Annotated in this window: 16 protein-coding genes; 12 read left to right on the top strand and 4 right to left on the bottom strand. The window is 71.2% G+C overall.

Annotation, left to right across the window (positions count from 1 at the left end):
* Positions 1–75 precede the first annotated feature (75 nt).
* Both IE250_RS16965 and IE250_RS16960 read right to left on the bottom strand, forming a co-directional pair.
* Positions 76–504: an organic hydroperoxide resistance protein gene (locus tag IE250_RS16965; RefSeq protein ID WP_189670478.1), complete on the bottom strand. Its 429-nt coding sequence runs from the start codon at positions 502–504 to the stop codon at positions 76–78.
* Between the two features lie 189 nt (positions 505–693).
* Positions 694–1,311 carry a TetR/AcrR family transcriptional regulator gene (locus IE250_RS16960; RefSeq protein WP_229872538.1) on the bottom strand — a complete coding sequence of 206 codons (618 nt, stop codon included), beginning with the start codon at positions 1,309–1,311 and terminating at the stop codon, positions 694–696.
* Positions 1,312–1,493: 182 nt separating this feature from the next.
* On the opposite strand from IE250_RS16960, the gene IE250_RS16955 reads away from it, so the two are divergent.
* Together IE250_RS16955 and IE250_RS16950 are read left to right on the top strand one after the other, a co-directional pair.
* Complete coding sequence (locus tag IE250_RS16955) at positions 1,494–3,119, top strand: hypothetical protein (RefSeq protein ID WP_189670477.1); 1,626 nt, start codon at positions 1,494–1,496, stop codon at positions 3,117–3,119.
* 49 nt (positions 3,120–3,168) lie between these two features.
* Positions 3,169–4,674: a beta-N-acetylhexosaminidase gene (locus IE250_RS16950; RefSeq protein ID WP_189670476.1), complete on the top strand. Its 1,506-nt coding sequence runs from the start codon at positions 3,169–3,171 to the stop codon at positions 4,672–4,674.
* 58 nt (positions 4,675–4,732) lie between these two features.
* Here IE250_RS16950 and rsmI read toward each other — a convergent pair whose 3' ends face one another.
* Positions 4,733–5,608: a 16S rRNA (cytidine(1402)-2'-O)-methyltransferase gene (rsmI, locus tag IE250_RS16945; RefSeq protein ID WP_189670475.1), complete on the bottom strand. Its 876-nt coding sequence runs from the start codon at positions 5,606–5,608 to the stop codon at positions 4,733–4,735.
* Positions 5,609–5,641: 33 nt separating this feature from the next.
* Between rsmI and IE250_RS16940 the strand changes: the two genes are divergently transcribed.
* Positions 5,642–7,423: a dolichyl-phosphate-mannose--protein mannosyltransferase gene (locus tag IE250_RS16940; protein WP_229872537.1), complete on the top strand. Its 1,782-nt coding sequence runs from the start codon at positions 5,642–5,644 to the stop codon at positions 7,421–7,423.
* Between the two features lie 23 nt (positions 7,424–7,446).
* Here the strand turns inward: IE250_RS16940 and IE250_RS16935 are convergent, their stop codons facing one another.
* On the bottom strand, positions 7,447–8,043 hold the full coding sequence (locus IE250_RS16935) for an isochorismatase family protein (RefSeq protein WP_189670474.1): 597 nt from the start codon (positions 8,041–8,043) through the stop codon (positions 7,447–7,449).
* A 136-nt stretch (positions 8,044–8,179) separates the two neighbouring features.
* On the opposite strand from IE250_RS16935, the gene IE250_RS16930 reads away from it, so the two are divergent.
* The 9 genes from IE250_RS16930 (at position 8,180) to IE250_RS16890 (ending at position 17,897) form a co-directional block, all read left to right on the top strand.
* Positions 8,180–9,469 carry a PQQ-dependent sugar dehydrogenase gene (locus IE250_RS16930; protein WP_189670473.1) on the top strand — a complete coding sequence of 430 codons (1,290 nt, stop codon included), beginning with the start codon at positions 8,180–8,182 and terminating at the stop codon, positions 9,467–9,469.
* A gap of 41 nt (positions 9,470–9,510) precedes the next feature.
* Positions 9,511–9,924, top strand: a complete 414-nt coding sequence (locus IE250_RS16925) for a hypothetical protein (protein ID WP_189670472.1) — start codon at positions 9,511–9,513, stop codon at positions 9,922–9,924.
* Positions 9,924–10,181, top strand: coding sequence for a nucleotidyl transferase AbiEii/AbiGii toxin family protein (locus IE250_RS16920; RefSeq protein ID WP_189670471.1), 258 nt, complete (start codon positions 9,924–9,926; stop codon positions 10,179–10,181). Before IE250_RS16925 ends, IE250_RS16920 begins: the two co-directional genes overlap by 1 nt.
* A complete protein-coding gene (locus IE250_RS16915) occupies positions 10,178–10,579 on the top strand; it encodes a hypothetical protein (protein ID WP_189670470.1) in 402 nt (133 codons plus the stop codon). The genes IE250_RS16920 and IE250_RS16915 overlap by 4 nt, the downstream gene beginning before the upstream one ends.
* Before the next feature lie 76 nt (positions 10,580–10,655).
* Positions 10,656–12,281 (top strand): methionine--tRNA ligase, encoded by a 1,626-nt coding sequence (gene metG / locus IE250_RS16910; protein WP_189670469.1) that lies wholly within the window; start codon positions 10,656–10,658, stop codon positions 12,279–12,281.
* 11 nt (positions 12,282–12,292) lie between these two features.
* Positions 12,293–13,288, top strand: a complete 996-nt coding sequence (locus IE250_RS16905; RefSeq protein WP_189670468.1) for a TatD family hydrolase — start codon at positions 12,293–12,295, stop codon at positions 13,286–13,288.
* Between the two features lie 93 nt (positions 13,289–13,381).
* The gene (locus IE250_RS16900; RefSeq protein WP_229872536.1) at positions 13,382–14,551 is read left to right on the top strand and encodes a resuscitation-promoting factor; all 1,170 of its coding nucleotides are present in this window, start codon (positions 13,382–13,384) and stop codon (positions 14,549–14,551) included.
* A gap of 226 nt (positions 14,552–14,777) precedes the next feature.
* Complete coding sequence (locus IE250_RS24975; protein WP_308434153.1) at positions 14,778–16,235, top strand: resuscitation-promoting factor; 1,458 nt, start codon at positions 14,778–14,780, stop codon at positions 16,233–16,235.
* 477 nt (positions 16,236–16,712) lie between these two features.
* Positions 16,713–17,897, top strand: a complete 1,185-nt coding sequence (locus IE250_RS16890; protein ID WP_229872535.1) for a resuscitation-promoting factor — start codon at positions 16,713–16,715, stop codon at positions 17,895–17,897.
* Positions 17,898–17,915 lie beyond the last annotated feature (18 nt).

Here is a 17,915-nt window from a genome sequence, read left to right as displayed (position 1 = left end):
ATGGTGACCCGAGCCTCTGACACACCCGCCGGTTCCGGTTCCGGTTCAGGCTCTATTTGCGCTGCACCCTCCGGCTCAGGCGACCGTCGCGTCGATCGTCACCGCGATGTTGCCGCGGGTGGCATTCGAGTACGGGCACACGGTGTGTGCGGTCTCGACCAGCTGATCGGCCGTGGCCTGGTCGACGCCGGACAGCTCGACGTGCAGCGCGGCGCTCAGGCCGTACCTGCCGCCGTCCAGCTTGTTGAGGCCCACCTCGGCGACCACCGCTGAGTCGGTGATCTGCACCTTCTGCGCGGCGGCGACGCCCTTCAGCGCGCTGTGGAAGCACGCTGCCCAGCCTGCGGCGAACATCTGCTCGGGGTTGGTGCCCCCGCCGGGGCCGCCCATCGAGGTCGGGATGGCCAGCTTGACGTCCAGCGCGCTGTCGTCGGTCACCACGTGGCCCCCGGCGCGGCCGTCCCCGGTGGACGTCGCTACTGCTGTGTACAGGCTGTCAGCCATGTGCTGCTCCTTCTCGATGACCGGCGCCCGAGCGTCCCGGGCAATGTAGACGAACTAGTACGTCTACCGTAGGGGGTGAAAGGCCGTCAGCACAAGCGAGCAGTTCGGGTTGTGAGACATGTCGGGCCGGAAACACGCAGGCCCACCGCCACGGTGACGTGGCGACGGGCCCGGCAGATCTGCGTGGAGCTACCTGCCCGAGCCGGCCGTCCGGCCGCCGTCGATGACGGCGAAGATCGCCCGCTCCAGGGCGCCGCCGACCCGGGACGGCTCGTCGAGGTAGCCCGAGACCATCGCGCCGTCGCGCAGCATCATCAGCTCGTCGGCCGCCCGCTCGGCGTCGGCCACGCCCAGCTGTCCGACCATCGCGGCGAAGGTCTTCCGGTACCACGCGCGGTGCTCGGCGACGACCTTCCGGACCGGGCTGTCGGGGTCGGCGTACTCGGCCGCCGCATTGATGAACGAGCACCCACGGAAGCCCGGCCTGCAGGCCTCTGCGCCGACGCTCGCGGCGAACCGTCGGAACGCCTCGGCGTCGCCCACCGCCTCGCGCACCCCGTCGATCGCGCTGCGCTCCCAGGCCGCCTGTCGCTCGAGGTAGGCGACCACCAGGGTGTCCTTGGTGCGGAAGTGGCGGTAGAACGTGACCTTCGTGATCCCTGCGCGCTCGATGATCTTGTCGGCGCTGACCGCGCGGATCCCGTGGGAGTAGAACAGCTCCGTGGCCGCATCGAGGATGCGGTCGCGGGTAGAGCGGGCAGGGCCGGCGCCGGCCGCCGTCATGCTGTGCGACGCCGTTGCACTCATCCCGTCACCCGCTCCCGTGCTCGTCTCCCATGATCTGACGGAACAGTCTACGCGGGGGTGTACTGACGCGTTCGTCTACCTCGCCGACCCGCCGCCCGCAGTTCACCGGCCCGCCCGCGGACGTTGGGCGCTCCGCCACCTCAGGGTTTCCACCTGGTCGTCCGGTGGGGGAGAATGTGACCGTGGTTATCCGGAACGCCCGATTCGTCCCGCACCACCGACCTGCGTCCGCAGCCGCGCTGCTGGCGGCCGCCGCCCTCGTCCTCGCCGGCTGCGCGGTGCCGACCGCCGAGGGCGTCGACGGCAGGACGGGGGAGAACTTCCAGGTCCGCGAACCGTCCGGGCCGGCCCTGGTGCTCGACTCGACCGACCCCGCCGAGCTGGCGCTCACCGCGAGCCAGGCCTTTTTCCACGCCTCTCCGGTCGCTGTGCTCGCCTCGGCCGACGACGCCGACTCGCGCGCGACCGCCGCTGCCACCGGCGCCGCCGTGACCGCCCCGGTGCTGCTGACCGACGGCGGTGTCTCGGACACCAACGTCGTCACCGAGCTCGAACGGCTCGGCGCGGGCACCGTCGTCGTCATCGGCGACGAGCAGGCCCTCGCGGACGTCGGGGACGCCGTGGGCGAGGCGGAGGTCGTCGGCTTCGATCCCGGCGCACTGAGCGCGGCCGCCGAGGCCGCCGCGTCCGCTGGACCCGGCGGCAGCGGCGGCGGTGAGGAGAAGCCGGACGACTCCAAGGTCGAGATGCCGACCGCTGACCGCCTCGACGCCGCCGACGTGGACGGTCTGCGCGCGGAGATCCCCGACGTCGCCGACCCGCACCTGCTGCAGGAGATCCTCGTGGCCGTGGACCCGAAGCTGGGGCAGGAGGCGGCGATCGGCACGGCCCTGGCCGCCGGCGCCGTCCCGGTCCAGGTCCCCGGCGGCAACGTCGCCGACCATGCCAAGACCGTCGAGGCGATCCGGGCCCTGAAGCCGCTCGGCGTGGTCGGGATCGGCGGCGGGTTCGGCTCGGCCGACGACCTCGGCTGGCAGGTGGCGGTGGCGACGTCGGGCGCGACGCTGCCGGACGGCTCGCTGCGGCTGTTCCCGGGCCGGTACGTGTCGACGTCGTACACGGTGCCCGCCGGCGTGGCGGACCCGGCCGCGGACGCAGTCCGCGCCGTGGACGCCGCCGCGCTGAACGGTGACGTGCTGGGCGGTGAGCCTCTGGTCACCGTAACCGCGAGCGTGCGGTCCACCGAGGCGGGGGACGACGGCGACTACGTCGAGGAGCAGCCGCTGGAGCTGATCACGCCGGCCGTCGAGGCGATCCGCGGCGCCGGGCAGCTCGTAGTGCTCGACGTCGCACCCGGCAACCAGCCGCTGGCGGCGCAGCTCGACGACCTCGAGCCGCTGCTGGCACGGCCGGGAGTGGGCGTGTCGGTGCATCCGGAGTTCCGCGAGGCCGGCAACGGAGCCGAGGCCGGGACGGTGCCCGTAGCGGAACTGCAGGAGGTCGTGGACCGGCTCGCGGCGATCGCCACCGAGGAGGGGCTGCCGCAGATCATGCTGGAGGTGCACCAGTCGACGGCGGCCTCGGTCGTCAACCGGGCGGAGCTGATGGTCCCGCCGCAGGTGGCGGTGGTCTTCACTGCCGCGGGCCCGGGCGAGGGGCAGGCCACGGCCGACGGCGTGTGGGCCGACGTCGCCGGCGACCTCCCCGCTCGCGCCGTCCTCGGCTGGTCCGCCCCGAGCGCGGTGCCCGCCGACGCCACGAGCATCCTGCCCACCGATCCTCTGCTGGGCCTGGTCTCCGCGGGCTGAACCTGCGAAACTTCGGGCATCCGTCCGAAACGAAGGGGCCCTAACAATCGTGACCACAGTGAGCAGCGGCGCGGGCATGGTCGCCGACGCCGTCATCCCCGCACCCGTCGAGCTGGAGCCCGGCGAGGGTGTGCTGGACCTCGTGACCGTCACCATCGACGCGCCCGACGACGTGACAGCGCGCCTCGCGGGCGAGCTGCTCGCCACGGCGGGAGCGTCCGTGGTACCGGGCGGTGTGCTGGTGACCCTGACGCCCGACCCTGCCGCCGGCCCTGAGGGCTCGCGGAACCCCGAGCGCTACACGCTGACCGTGACCGCCGACGGCGTGACGGTCGCGGCGCCCGAACGCGCCGGCCTGCTGCACGGCGTACGCACGCTGCGGCAGCTGATCAACGCGCGCCGGCTCGCGGTCGGCAGCGACGAGGTGGGCCGCGGGGGGACGGGCGCGCCGCTCGAGGTGGGCGCCGTCGTCGTGCGGGACGAACCGCGGTACCCGTGGCGCGGGCTGTCGCTCGACGTGGTGCGGCACTGGTTCGGGCCCGCCGATCTGCGGGCCGTCGTGGATCTCGTGGGCTCGTACAAGATGAACCGCCTGCACCTGCACCTGACCGACGACCAGGGCTGGCGCCTCGAGATCCCGTCCCGGCCCGCACTGACGGAGAAGTCGTCGCAGGGCGCCGTGTCCGGCGCGGCCGGCGGGTTCCTCAGCGCCGACGAGTACCGCGAGCTGCAGGAGTACGCGGCCGAGCGGGAGATAGTGATCGTTCCGGAGATCGACGTCCCCGGGCACGTCAACGCGGCGACCCACGCGTACGGCGAGCTCATGCCCTCGGGCGAGCCGACCGACGCCTACGACGGGATCGAGGTCGGGTTCTCGCAGCTGCACCTCGACCTGCCTGACACCGAGCCGTTCCTGCGGGACGTGTTCACCGACGTCGCGCGCATGACGCTGGGGCCGTGGATGCACTTCGGCGCCGACGAGGTGCTCACGATGCAGCCCGACGAGTTCGGCGGGTTCATCAGGCTGTGCCAGGAGATCGTGACGAGCGCGGGCAAGACGCCAGTCGCCTGGCAGGAGGCGGCCGGCGAGGCGACCGTGCTGGTCCGGCCCGGCACGGTGCTCCAGTACTGGGACCCCAAGCCGGATCCGGGGCCCTTCCTGCGCGCCGCGGAGGCGGGCGCGAGGTTCGTCATGTCCCCGGCCAACCGGGCGTACCTCGACATGAAGTACACGCCCGAGCACCCGCTGGGCCTGGCGTGGGCCGGCTTCGTCGAGCTGCGGGACTCCTACGACTGGGACCCGGCCGCCGTCATCGAGGGCCTGCCCGAGTCGGCGATCGAGGGCGTGTCGGCCGCGATGTGGACCGAGACGATCCTGAACCGCGACGACCTGTTCTCGATGCTGCTGCCGCGGCTCGCGGCGGTGGCCGAGGCCGCCTGGTCGCGACCCGGTTCCAAGGACTGGGAGTCGTTCCGGAACCGGATATCGGTCGAGGCCGGGGCCTGGCGCCGCGAGGGCGCCGCGTACCACCCGACGCCGCAGATCGACTGGTAGGCGTGAGCCAGGTCTCGACAGGCTCGACCACCGGTGGTCGAGCCGGTCGAGACCCGTGCTACTTGCCCGGGCGGGCGGCCAGGGCCGCCGCGTAGAGGTCGCGCTTGGGGACGCCCGCGGCGTCGGCCACCTCGGCCACCGCGGCCTTGAGCCGCTCGCCCGAGGCGACCCGCGCGATGACCTCGCCCACGACGTCGCCCACGCTGGCCTGCACCGCGGGCGCCCCGCCGACGACCACGCAGATCTCGCCACGGAGCTGCTCGCCCGCCGCCCGTTCGGCGAGGTCCGCGAGGGGGCCGCGCAGCACCTCCTCGTAGGTCTTGGTGAGCTCCCGGGCGACGGCGGCCTGCCGGGTGTCCCCGAACGCGACGGCCATGGCGCCCAGCGTCTCCGCGATCCTGTGCGGCGCCTCGAAGAACACCATGGTGCGCGGCTCGGCGGCCAGCGCGGCGAGCGTCCGGGAGCGGTCCCCGGCCTTGCGCGGCAGGAAGCCCTCGAACGTGAACCGGTCGGTGGGCAGCCCGGAGAGCGCCAGCGCCGTCAGCACCGCGCTCGGTCCGGGGGCGGCGGTGACGCGCAGGTCGCGTTCGATGGCGCGCTCCACAATGCGGTAGCCGGGGTCGGACACCGACGGCATCCCGGCGTCGGTCACGACGACGACGGTGCCGCCGCCGGCGACGACGTCGAGCAGCTCGTCCGCGCGGGCCGTCTCGTTGTGCTCGTGGTAGCTGGTGACCCTTCCGCGCACCTCGACGCCCAGCCGCCCGGCGAGCCCGTGCAGCCGGCGGGTGTCCTCGGCGGCCACGACGTCGGCCTCTGCCAGCAGCCGGATCAGCCGGGGCGAGGCGTCCTCGGTGTTGCCGATCGGGGTGGCGGCAAGGACGAGAGTGCCGGCCTCGGGCGCAGGCCCGGGAGCCGGGGACGAGTCGGTCATGAACCACAGGGTCCCACGCTCTATGCTGGCCCGGTGTCTCAGCAGCCTGACGCCACAGGAGCGCACTTCGCCGCAGCGCAGCAGGCTCTGCCTGGAACGTTCGGCGCGCACGTGCGCCGCGAGGCCGTGGGCGGCCAGATGACGCCCACCGGCTCGTTACCCGCCGTCGGGCAGCCCGCGCAGCCGGAGCCGCCCTTGCGCGACCGCCTCCTGCGCGACCTGCTGGGCGAGCGGCGCCTCGGTCTCGGGCGGCGCGCCGCGGACCGGTTCTGGGGCGTGTTCGGCGCGCTCCTCGTGGCGGCGATCGCCGCGGGCGCGCGGCTGTGGGAGCTGGGCCGCCCGGGCAAGCTGGTCTTCGACGAGACGTACTACGTCAAGGAGGGCTGGTCGCTGGCCAGCCTGGGCTTCGAGGCCGCGTGGCCCGAGAAGCCCAACCCGGCGTTCGAAGCCGGCGACGTCAGCTCGTACATCACCGACGAGGCCGAGTACGTGGTCCACCCGCCCATCGGCAAGTGGATGATCGCGATCGGGATGCGCCTCATGGGCGGGGCCGACAACCCGATGTCCTGGCGCATCGCCAGCGCCGTGATCGGCGTGCTGGCCGTGCTGCTGATGGTGCGGATCGCGCGGCGGCTGTTCTCCTCCACCCTGTTGGGCCTGGTCGCGGGCCTGCTGCTCGCCGTCGACGGCGAGGCGATAGTGCACTCGCGTACCGGCCTGCTGGACCAGTTCCTCATGTTCTGGGTGCTCGTCGCGTTCGGCTGCCTGGTGCTGGACCGGGAATGGGCCAGACGCCGGCTCGCGGACCGGGTGGCGCAGATCGTCGAGGCGGGCGGGACGATCGGGCAGTACGGGCCACGGCTCGGCTTCCGCGGGTGGCGGTTCGCGGCGGCGGTGTCGCTCGGCCTCGCGTGCGGGGTCAAGTGGTCCGGGCTCTACTTCGTCGCGGCCTTCGGCCTGCTGACCGTCGTGTGGGACCTCACGGCGCGGCGCACCGTCGGCATCGGGCGCTGGTGGGAGGACGCCCTGGTGGTCGACGCCGTCCCCGCCGCCCTGATCGTGCTGCCCACCGTGGTCGCGGTGTACGTCGCGTCGTGGTCGGCCTGGTTCGCGCACCCGAAGTCGTACCTGCGGGACTGGGCGGCGGTGAACGGCGTGGCTCCGCCGGGGTGGTGGCCCGACTGGGGCTGGGCGCGGGGCGGCTGGGAGGCTGGGCGGTCGCTGTGGGAGTACCACGGCATGATGTGGGACTTCCACACCGGCCTGGACTCGGAGCACAACTACGCGTCGCACCCCCTGGGCTGGATCGTGCAGTGGCGTCCGACGTCGTTCTTCTGGGAGAAGTACACCCCCGGTCAGGGGCCCTGCCCGGCGGACGCCGTCAGCGACTGCGCCACCGCGGTGACATCGCTCGGCAACCCCCTGCTGTGGTGGCTGGGCGCGCTCGCGATCCCCGTGGTGCTGGTGCTCGTGGTCCGCTACCGCGACTGGCGCGGCACCGCCGCCCTCGTGGGCATCGCCGCCGGCTGGCTGCCCTGGTTCCTGTACTCGTGGCCCCTGGCGGACCGCACCATCTTCACGTTCTACTCGATAGTGTTCACGCCGTTCGTGATCCTGACGCTCGTGCATCTCCTGGCGATCGGCCTCGAACGGACGCCACGCGGCAGCGCGGACCGGCGGATCGTGTGCTGGCTGGCCGCCGTGCTGGCGGTGCTGATCGTGGGCGTGAGCGTGCTCTACTACCCGATCTGGACGGCGATGCCGGTGCCCTACGAGTACTGGCAGCGGCTGATGCTGCTCCCGAGCTGGATCTGACGGCTCGATCGACGGAGCACAGGTCAGAGCACGGACGAGTCGCGGAGCTCGACGCCCGCCGACGTCAGCTCCTTCTCGGCTTCCTCACCCTGTGCCTCCGACACCGGGATCGTCAGGTCGGTCAGCACCCGGACGTGCAGGCCGGCCCGGCGGGCGTCGAGCGCGGTGTGCTTCACGCAGTGCGACTCCACGAGGCCCACGACGTCGACGGCGGTGACCCCGGCGTCCTCCAGGACCGTCGCGAGGCTACGACCGCGTTCGTCCGCGCCGTCGAAGCCGGAGTAGCCGTGCGAGTACTGGCCCTTCTTCAGCCGTACGTCCGGGTCGAGCTCGGACAGCGCCGGGTGCAGCTCTGCGTAGGGGGTGCCGGCGATGCCGTGCGGCGGCCAGGAGTCGACGAAGTCCGGGGTCTCGCTGAAGTGCTCGCCCGGGTCGATGTGCCAGTCCTGGGTGGTCACCACCGTCGTGTACCGGTCACGGTGGGCAGCGGCGTAGGCCGCGACGCGGTGCGCAATCTCGTTTGCGCCCTCGGTGGCGAGCTCGCCCCCCTCGCAGAAGGTGGGCTGCACGTCGACGACGATGAGGGCCCGCCGCTCGGGCACGGACTCGGTAAGGCTCATACAACAACTCTGCCACCCGACCGCCCGGGGAGGTACCCGCTGCGGTCGGTAGTTCGTCACGTGGTCGGCACCTCGGAATGCCGAACACCTGACGAGTTGCCGACCGCTCGGACTCGGGCGGTGCTTGGATGGGCGCGTGGATGCCACTGCTGACCGACGCCGTACTCGCGCCTCTGTCCGGAGCCTCGCCACGGCGGGGTTCGTCGGTGGGGCGCTGCTCCTGGTGGGCTGCACCGGCTCGCCCGGACCGGGCGTCGTGTCGCCCAGCCCGACTGCCTTGGCCAGCCCGACCGCCTCGGGGAGCCCGACCGCCTCGGCGAGCGCGCCGGCGTCGGGCAGCGATCCCTGGGACGGGGACGTGACGGCCCAGGCCGAGGTGGTCGCCGAGGAGCTTCCGGTCCCGTGGGGCATGGCCCCGCTGCCGGGCGGGCGGTTCCTCGTCACGCTGCGGGACGACGCAGCGCTGGCGGTCGTGAGCCCGGACGGCGACGTCGAGCCGCTGGACCCGTCCGGGGGCGCCCAGGAGCTGGCCGACCAGACAGTGCCCGACGGCGAGGGCGGGCTCCTCGGCGTCGCCGTGGACCCGGACGTCGCCGGGCCTACGCTCACGGTCTTCCTGTACCGCACGGGCGAGCGGGACAACGCGGTGCTGCGCGCGGAGCTGGACCTCGACAGCCTCGCGCTGGGGGATCTCACGACGATCCTCGACGGCATCCCGAAGGCTTCGAACCACGACGGGGGCCGGATCGCGTTCGGGCCGGACGGGTACCTGTACGTCGCCACGGGCGACGCCGGTAACACCGAGAACTCGCAGGACCCGGAGTCGCTGGGCGGCAAGATCCTGCGCATCACACCCGACGGCGAACCCGCCCCCGGCAACCCGGAAGCCGGCTCACCGGTGTGGTCGCTGGGCCACCGCAACGTGCAGGGCCTGGGCTGGGACGCGAGCGGGCGGATGTTCGCGAGCGAGTTCGGGCAGAACCAGCTCGACGAGCTCAACGTGATCGAGCCGGGCGGCAACTACGGCTGGCCCGACGTCGAGGGCCCGGGCAACGGGTTCGAGCCGCCGCCCGGCGTGACCTACACGGACCCGGTCGCGTGGTGGCCGACGTCGGAGGCGTCGCCGTCTGGGATCGCCGTCACCGAGGAGGCCATCTACCTGGCGTCGCTGCGCGGGGAGCGGCTGTGGCGCGTGCCGCTGCTCGGCCCTCCGACGGCCGTCGCGGAAGGGGAGAGCCGTGGTTTCGGGGAGCCGCAGGCCTTGCTGGAGGGCGAGTTCGGCCGGCTCCGGGCAGTCCACGCGGGGCCGGACGGCGAGCTGTACGTGCTGACGAACAACACCGACGGCCGGGGCGAGCCGAGGACCGAGGACGGCCGGCAGGTCGACGACAGGCTGCTGCGGGTCACGCTGACCCGGGCGGAGTAACTGCTGGCAGACATCTAGGGCTGTGGATACTCTGGGTGAAGATGACGGGCACCGTCGTAGGCTCGAAACAGATGTCATCGAGAGGGGCGAACAGGATGTCCGAAGAACCAGGCGCGCACCGGAGGGTGCCGCGTGGCTACGTCTACGCCGACCACATTCCGTACGAGACGCCGGAGTCTTTGGACGACCTGCGGGGGCGGACGACGGGGGTCATCCAGGTTGCCCCTCCGATCAGTACCGCCCCAGACCCTCGGTACGACCTGTCCGACGAGGCCATGGTGAAGCACCTATACAGCGCCGTGGTGCGGGATGGCAACGCCCAGGACCAAGAGGCGCTCCTCCACAGGGCAACTCTGATGCGGCTCTGGCCTGAGCTGAACCTGCCTGTTCGATGCCGGGCCATATGGGAGTCCAAGTTCCCCGCGCTTGTCGTAAGAGCGGCGAGAACAGCCTGATGCGTCCGTTCCACGACCGCCTCGCCCGGATAGGGCTTGAGGCGGTGGAGAAGTATGGGTTCGTGCTCGCCGGTGGCTACGCCATCTCGGCGAACGGCATGGGTGACAGGCCGTCAGCCGACGTCGACCTTTTCACTGATCGCGGTGACCCGGAGCAGTTCGCTGAGGCGGTCGATGAACTTCGGCGGGGTTCCGAACCGATGGACTCGTCGTTACCGACAACCGGATCGGCCCCACGTTCGCAGACCTGCACGTGATCGACGAGATCACGGGCGCGAAGAGTGACATCCAGCTCGGATGGGACTACAGGGAATTCCCGCCGCGGATGCTCGAGATCGGTCTTGTGCTCGACCCACGCGACGCGGTGGCGAACAAGATGGGGGCACTCTGGTCGCGCGGTGAGGTGCGTGACTACATCGACATCGACACGGTCCTCGAGTCCGGCCGCTTCTCTCGGGCCGATGTACTCGAACTGGCTGATCAGATCGAAGCCATGCCGTTGGATCGCGGGATACTCGCTGAGAGGTTCCGGCAGATCGCCTTACGGCCTGCCGACGTTTTTGTGCAGTACCACGTCGGCTCGGTACAGCGCATCGCGATCGTCGAGCAATTCCTAGACTGGGCCGACGACGTCGACCCCGCCGTCGTGCGCTGACCGGCCCGCGTCGCCGTCGGGCAGGGGCTGTGGAAGGCGCGCCGTGCCCCGCCGCCGCGCAACTACCATTGACGTCATGCCGGAAGCCGAGAAGACCTTCTACCTCACGACGCCGATCTACTACGTGAACGATGCTCCCCATATCGGGCATGCGTACACGACGGTCGCCGCTGATGTCGTGACGCGCTGGCACCGCCAGCGCCAGGAGAGCGTCTGGTTCCTCACCGGGACGGACGAGCACGGCGAGAAGGTGCTGCGTACCGCCGAGGCGAACGGCGTGAGCCCGCAGGACTGGGCGGACCGGCTCGTCGAGACGGCGTGGAAGCCGGTCCTGGAGACCCTCGACGTGCGCAACGACGACTTCATCCGCACTACGCAGGAGCGGCACGAGACCTCGGTGCAGGCGTTCCTCCAGGACCTGTACGACAAGGGCGAGATCTACGAGGGCTCCTACGAGGGGCCCTACTGCGTGGGCTGCGAGGAGTACAAGCTCCCCGGCGAGCTCGTCGACGGGACGGGCGACTACGAGGGGCAGAAGGTGTGCGCGATCCACGGCACGCCCGTCGAGATGCTCTCGGAGCAGAACTACTTCTTCAAGATGAGCGCGTACGCGGACCGGCTGATTGCGCTGTACGAGGAGCACCCGGAGTTCGTGCAGCCGGCGTCGGCCCGCAACGAGGTGGCCAGCTTCGTGAAGCAGGGACTCCAGGACCTGTCGATCTCGCGCTCGACGTTCGACTGGGGCGTCCCGATCCCGTGGGACTCCTCGCACGTCCTGTACGTGTGGTTCGACGCGCTGCTCAACTACGCCACGGCCGTGGGACTCGACAGCAGCGACCCCGAGCTCAAGGAGCAGTTCGCGCGGACGTGGCCGGCCGACGTGCACCTGGTCGGCAAGGACATCCTGCGCTTCCACGCGGTGATCTGGCCGGCGATGCTCATGGCCGCCGGCCTGCCGCTGCCCAAGACCGTCTTCGCGCACGGCTGGCTCCTGGTGGGCGGCGAGAAGATGAGCAAGTCCAAGCTCACGGGCATCGCGCCGTCGGACATCATCGACACGTTCGGCTCCGACGCGTTCCGCTACTACTTCATGCGGACCATCGCGTTCGGCGGCGACGGCTCGTTCTCCTGGGAGGACATGACCGCCCGGTACAACGGCGAGCTCGCCAACGGGTTCGGGAACCTCGCGTCCCGGACCGCGGCGATGATCGGCAAGTACTTCGGCGGCTCGCTGCCGGCACCGGGTGAGCTCACCGACGCGGAGACCGGCCTCGCGCAGGTCGCGGCCAAGGCGGTGGCCGACGCCGAGGCGGCGATCGACCGGCTGGCCATCCACGACGCGGTGTCGGCGGTGTGGACGCTCGTGGACGCCACGAACGGCTACCTCGCCGACACGCAGCCGTGGAAGCTCGCGAAGGAGCCGGGCGAGACCGACGAGTCCGGCGCGGGGGTCGACGGCGGCCGCCTGGCCACGTCGCTCGTCACGGCCACGGAGGCGCTGCGGTCGCTGGCGGTGCTGCTCAACCCGATCACGCCCAAGGCGGCGGCCGGGCTGTGGGAGCTGCTCGGCGCGGAGCCGTCGCTCGGCGCCCTGGACGCGCAGCCGCTCTCCGGCGCCGCGACGTTCGGCGCCCTGCCAGCGGGCACCACCGTGACGAAGGGCGCCGCCCTGTTCCCGCGCCTCGACGACCAGGCGGTCTGAGCACCCGGACGATGGCAAAGCGCATACGCGAGCGCGGATTTCCGACCGACCCGGAGCCGCTGCCCGTCCCCGTCGTGGACAACCACACCCATCTGGACCACATCGCGGCGGTGCTGCCGGCCAAGGCGCCGGAGGGCGAGCCGAGCGACTACGCCTGGCCGCCGTCCGTCGCGGACCACCTGGCCCGGGCCGCGGCCGCCGGCGTCGACCGAGTGGTCCAGGTGGGCTGCGACCTGCCGTCGGCCCGCTGGACCGCCGAGCTTGTGGGCGCGACCGTTGCGCCTATGTCGGGCGCGACATCGCAACGATCGCGCCCGCAACAACGAGTGGCGCGGGTGGTCGGGGCGCTCGCGATCCACCCCAACGAGGCCACCTTGCACGCCGGGATCGACGAGGTAGGGCCCGATGGGCTGGTGCCCGAGCCTGCGGGGCACCATGCCGTCGGGCTCGGGGACGCGATCGCCGAGATCGCGGACCTGGCCAAGAGCAACGACCGCATCCGCGCGATCGGCGAGACCGGCATGGACCTGTTCCGCACTGGTCCCCGCGGCGAGCAGGCCCAGCGGGACAGCTTCCGCGCGCACATCGCGCTGGCCAAGGAGCTGGGTCTCGCCCTGCAGATCCACGACCGCGATGCTCACGCCCAGGTCATCGAGGTTCTGTTGGCCGACGGCGCTCCCGAGCTCACCGTCTTCCACTGCTTCAGCGGCGACGCGGAGATGGCCCGCGTGTGCGCCGAGAACGGCTGGTACCTGTCGTTCGCCGGCCCCGTCACGTTCAAGGCCAACGACCACCTGCGTGCGGCCCTTGCCGTGGCGCCGCGCGAGCTGATCCTCCTGGAGACCGATGCCCCGTACCTCACGCCGCACCCGTACCGGGGGCAGCCGAACGCCCCGTTCGCGGCGGCCCATACGGCCCGGTTCATGGCAGCTCACCTGGGTGAGGATCTCGCGACGCTGTGCGCCCGCATTGCCGCGAACTCGGAGCGCGTCTACGGCAATTGGTAAGAATGGCGCCTTGCTGCGAAAAATGCGGCATTCGATTTCATGCCCCGATGGCTTTTCCTGCGCAGTTTGTTCCGTTACGGTCTGGTGCTCGTGGTGAGGTACGCACGGCCGTGGCTCGCGAGCAGAGCGGCCCGGTGGTTGGTCCGTGGTGCCGTCGTCGGCGCCCTCGCTGGTGTGAGCGGCCTGTACGTCGCCAACGCGACGACGCTGACGATCGACTACAACGGTGACATCCGCACGGTCGGTGTCTACGGCGACACGGTCGCGGACGCCCTCGCGTCGCAGCACATCGAGCTGAACCGCGACGACGTGGTGCAGCCCGCTGCTAATTCCGAGGTCGGCCCAGGCGGCACCGTCGTGGTTCGCACCAGCCGCGAGATCACGGTCGAGCTCGACGGGCAGATCATCACGCTCCGCACCACCGCGGGCACGGTCGGCGAGCTGCTCGCGGCTCTCGGGCCGCGCGGTGACGGCGCCCTCGCCACGGCCTCCCGGACCACGCGGCTGGATCGCGATCCGGTCAGGTTCTCCACGGTCAAGAAGGTCAACATCGCCGTGGACGGCTCGGTGCTCGAGTTCAGCACCACGCAGTCGACGGTGCGCTCCGTGTTCGAGCAGGCGGGCATCTCGCTGGCCAAGGGCGACGTCACCTCCGTGCCGCTCGACGCCGCGGCGGTGGACGGGATGATCATCATGGTCAGCCGCGACGCGTCGTCGTCCCGCACCCTGACCGAGGTGATCCCCTTCGACACGGAGACCGTCGAGGACCCGAGCCTCCCGGAGGGCTACGAGTCGATCCGCACCGCGGGCGTGGCCGGCGAGGCCAAGGTGACGTACTCGGTGAAGACGGTGGGCGGTGCCGTCGTCGAGCGCCGCGAGATCAAACGGGAGGTCGTCCGCGAGCCCGTGAACGAGGTGCTCGTGGTGGGGACCATGGACGTCGCCACCGCCCCGGTGGACCCGGGCTCCGCCCGGGCGCTGGGCCAGGCGATGGCCGCCGAGCGGGGCTGGGGCGCCGACGAGTTCGCGTGCCTGGACCAGCTCTGGCAGAAGGAGAGCGGCTGGCGCTGGAACGCGGACAACCCGTCCAGCAGCGCGTACGGCATCCCGCAGGCCTTGCCCGGCTCCAAGATGGCCACCGTCGGCGACGACTGGCTGACCAACCCGGCCACTCAGATCGAGTGGGGCCTGGGGTATATCTCCAGCCGCTACGGCACGCCGTGCAATGCGTGGGCGCACTCGGTAGACATCGGCTGGTACTGACACGAGCCGAGCGGTCCCCTTTTTCACCCTGGACATTTAGGAAAGTGAGTCTCTTTTCGGATCTTTTGCGGGGCTGATTCGCGAATAGGCTTGCATTTGATAACAACAGGGTTACGGTCTCTGAGACCGCCGGATCGGCTGGCCGGGCCCGCGCCCAGCGCGGGAGGCACGTGAGACTCGTGTCGCCCCGGCACCCGTGCCCGGAAGGCGCCAGGACTGGAACCGCGTGACATCTCCCCACCCGGCTCAGGGCATACCCAGTGAACAGCCCATCAACCCTGAGGCCGACGGCAGCGTCGGCATCACCAAGCTTTTTGGCTCACCGCCGTCGGCGGACAAGGCCATCCCCGCGGCAGTGACAGCCTCAGCCGGCTCCCAGGCCGGCCCTCCTTCCGGCGCACCGCCCGCAGCGGCAGTCGCTCCGACGGCCGTCACGACGGCCGTACCACCACCCTCTCCGCCGCCTCCGCCGTCCGTGTCGCCGCCCTCGCGCAATCGCAGGGCCGCCCTCATCGCGGGGGCCGCTGCCGTCGCCGTGGTCGGTGCGAGCGGCATCACGGCATATGCCTCGGCCCACAAGAGCGTCACGCTCGACGTGGACGGCAAGGTCACTACCGTCGAGACCTTCCAGGGCGAGGTCGCCGGCCTCCTGGCCGACGAGGGCGTCGAGGTCACGAACCGGGACGCCGTGACGCCCGGCACCGACGGTGCCCTACGGGACGGCGGCATGGTCGTGGTCCGCTACGGCCACCACGTCACCATCCAGGCCGACGGCGAGCGTCGGACCACCTGGGTCGCCGCGCTCGACGCCGACCAGGCGCTTGCCACGCTCTCCGAGCGAGCCGGCGACGTGGCCCTGGTCCCGTCCCGCTCCGGCGGCCGCGTGACGCTCCCGATGCGGCTCGACGCCGACGGCCCCGTGAACCTGGTGGTCGGCGGAAAGGCGCCGCGCGTGGTCGACGGCGCCGCGGAGCTCGACGACCTGCTCGCCGAGAACGACGTCACGGTCGACGCGGACGACAGGGTCACCGTCGAGCGGGGGCAGCCGACAGGCCCCGGCGCGCCGACGATCACCCCGGGCGCGCCGACGGTCACCGTCGTCGTCAAACAGGTCGAGACCTCGATCGAACGGACCGTGACCCGGCTGCCGTTCGACAAGGTCACGGCGGCGGACCCGGACCGCTTCGAGGATCTCGACCCGTACCTGGAGACCAAGGGCGTGGCGGGCAAGCGCGTCACGTCGTGGGACGTCACCACGGTCGACGGCAAGGTCGTGGACCGGGACAAGCTGTCCTCGACGGTCGAGCGCAAGCCGGTCGACGAGGTGGTCATGTACGGAACCAAGGCGCGTCCCGAGCCGGAACCGGAGCCTGAACCGGTGTCCGAACCGGTGTCCGAACCCGCGCCGCTGGCGGCCGAGGAGCCGGCGGCCCCGGTGGTCGCGACCGGCGGCGTCTGGGCAGCCCTCGCGGAGTGTGAGTCGGGTGGTGACCCCACTACGAACACCGGCAACGGCTACTACGGGCTCTACCAGTTCTCCCTGCCCACCTGGGAGGCGATGGGCGGCTCCGGCCTCCCGTCAGATGCCTCCGCCGCCGAGCAGACGATGCGCGCGCAGGCTCTCCAGGAGCAGTCCGGCTGGGGCCAGTGGCCCGCATGTGCCGCATCGCTCGGCCTGTACTGACCCGCCCAGAGTTGGACGCTTGTCCAGATGAGTGACTGAGAACACAGGTGGAAACCTGCTGAGATAGTTGGCCGATCGATAACAAGTCAGTTACGTTCGGTTGTCCTCGCTGGCGTGGGGGTGTGATGTGGTGTAGGCCACAGCACCCCCACGGCGGCAGGATGGCGCTGAACGCGGAGTTTCGCGGTCAGTGCGAGACCGCCGGATCGGCCGGTCGAGACCGCGACGGCTCGCAAGAGTCGCCAGGCCTAATTCGGCCGAACCGTGGTAGGGACTCCCGCCCCAGGGATGCGTCCCGTCTCGCCGCCTGTGCCCGGGACGTCCGACGACTGGACACGCGTGAACCCCCGTTTTGAGCAGCAGAGTTCTGGCTCCATCCCCAGCATCGACTCAGAGTCCGAGGCCGTAGCTACTCGGACCGCCCCCTCGAAGCGTCGCCGTCGCTGGCCTCTCGTTGCCGGCCTCGCAGCCGTCGCGATGGTCGCTTCCGGGTCCGTAGCTTTCGCAGAGGCACGCAAGACCGTCACGCTCGACGTCGACGGCACAACCAAGACCATCACGACCTACGCCGGTTCCGTCGAGGGCATGCTCGAGTCGCAGGGCGTCCGCCTGGGCGAGCGCGACGTCGTCGCCCCCGGGACCGACGCCGAGCTTTCCGACGGCGACCAGGTGGTCGTCCGCTACGCGCGCCAGGTCACCATGACCGACGGCGACGGCGAGCGTGACGTCTGGGTCACCGTCACCGACGCGGGCGAGGCCCTGACAACCCTCGCCGAGCGCGGCGCCGACGTCGCCCTCGTGGCGTCCCGCTCCGGCGACCGCGCCTCGCTCCCGCTCCGCCTGAACGACGACGGCCCCGTCGCCGTCGTCGCGGACGGTGCGACCCGCGTGGTCGAGGACCACGCGGGGAGCGTCGACAACGTGCTCGACGACCTCAAGGTCGAGCTCGACAAGGACGACCTCGTGAGCATCGCTCCTGTCGCCGCCCTGGCGGAGGACAAGGCGATCAAGCCCAAGGCCGCGGCGTCCGCCAAGCAGGCCGGCGCGGACGTCGCCATCCAGGTGCAGCGCGTCGAGACCAAGAAGATCACCAAGAAGTTCGACCTGGACTTCGACACGAGGACCACCAAGGACGACGACCGCTACGCGGACGAGGGCGACCTGGTCCGGAGCAAGGGCGAGCAGGGTGTGCGCACCCGGGTCGTCGTGCTGCGTACGGTCGACGGCAAGGTCGTGTCCCGCAAGGTCCTCTCCGACGAGGTGACGAAGAAGCCGGTCGACCGCGTGGTCGTCGAGGGCACCAAGGAGCGCCCGGTCGAGCAGGAGGCTCCCGTCGAGGAGACCAGCGCTCCGGTGCCGGCGGGCTCCCCCAAGGAGATCGGCCAGGAGATGGCCGCCGCCCGCGGCTGGACCGGCGAGGAGTGGACCTGCCTCGAGCTCCTGTGGGAGCGCGAGTCGGGCTGGGACCCCCAGGCGGCCAACCCGACGTCGAGCGCCTACGGGATCCCACAGGCGCTGCCAGGTTCCAAGATGGCCACGGCAGGCGAGGACTGGGCGACAAACCCGGCAACCCAGATCGAGTGGGGCCTCGGCTACATCGCGGACCGCTACGGCACGCCGTGCGGTGCGTGGGGCCACTCGGAGTCGGTGGGTTGGTACTGATCCGGTTAGGCTCACCTG

The sequence above is a fragment of the Promicromonospora soli genome, assembly GCF_014653785.1.
In the GTDB taxonomy this organism is placed as follows: Bacteria; Actinomycetota; Actinomycetes; order Actinomycetales; family Cellulomonadaceae; genus Promicromonospora; species Promicromonospora soli.
The sequence above is the reverse complement of the archived record's forward strand: the minus strand, read 5'-3'. Positions and strand labels throughout refer to the sequence as shown.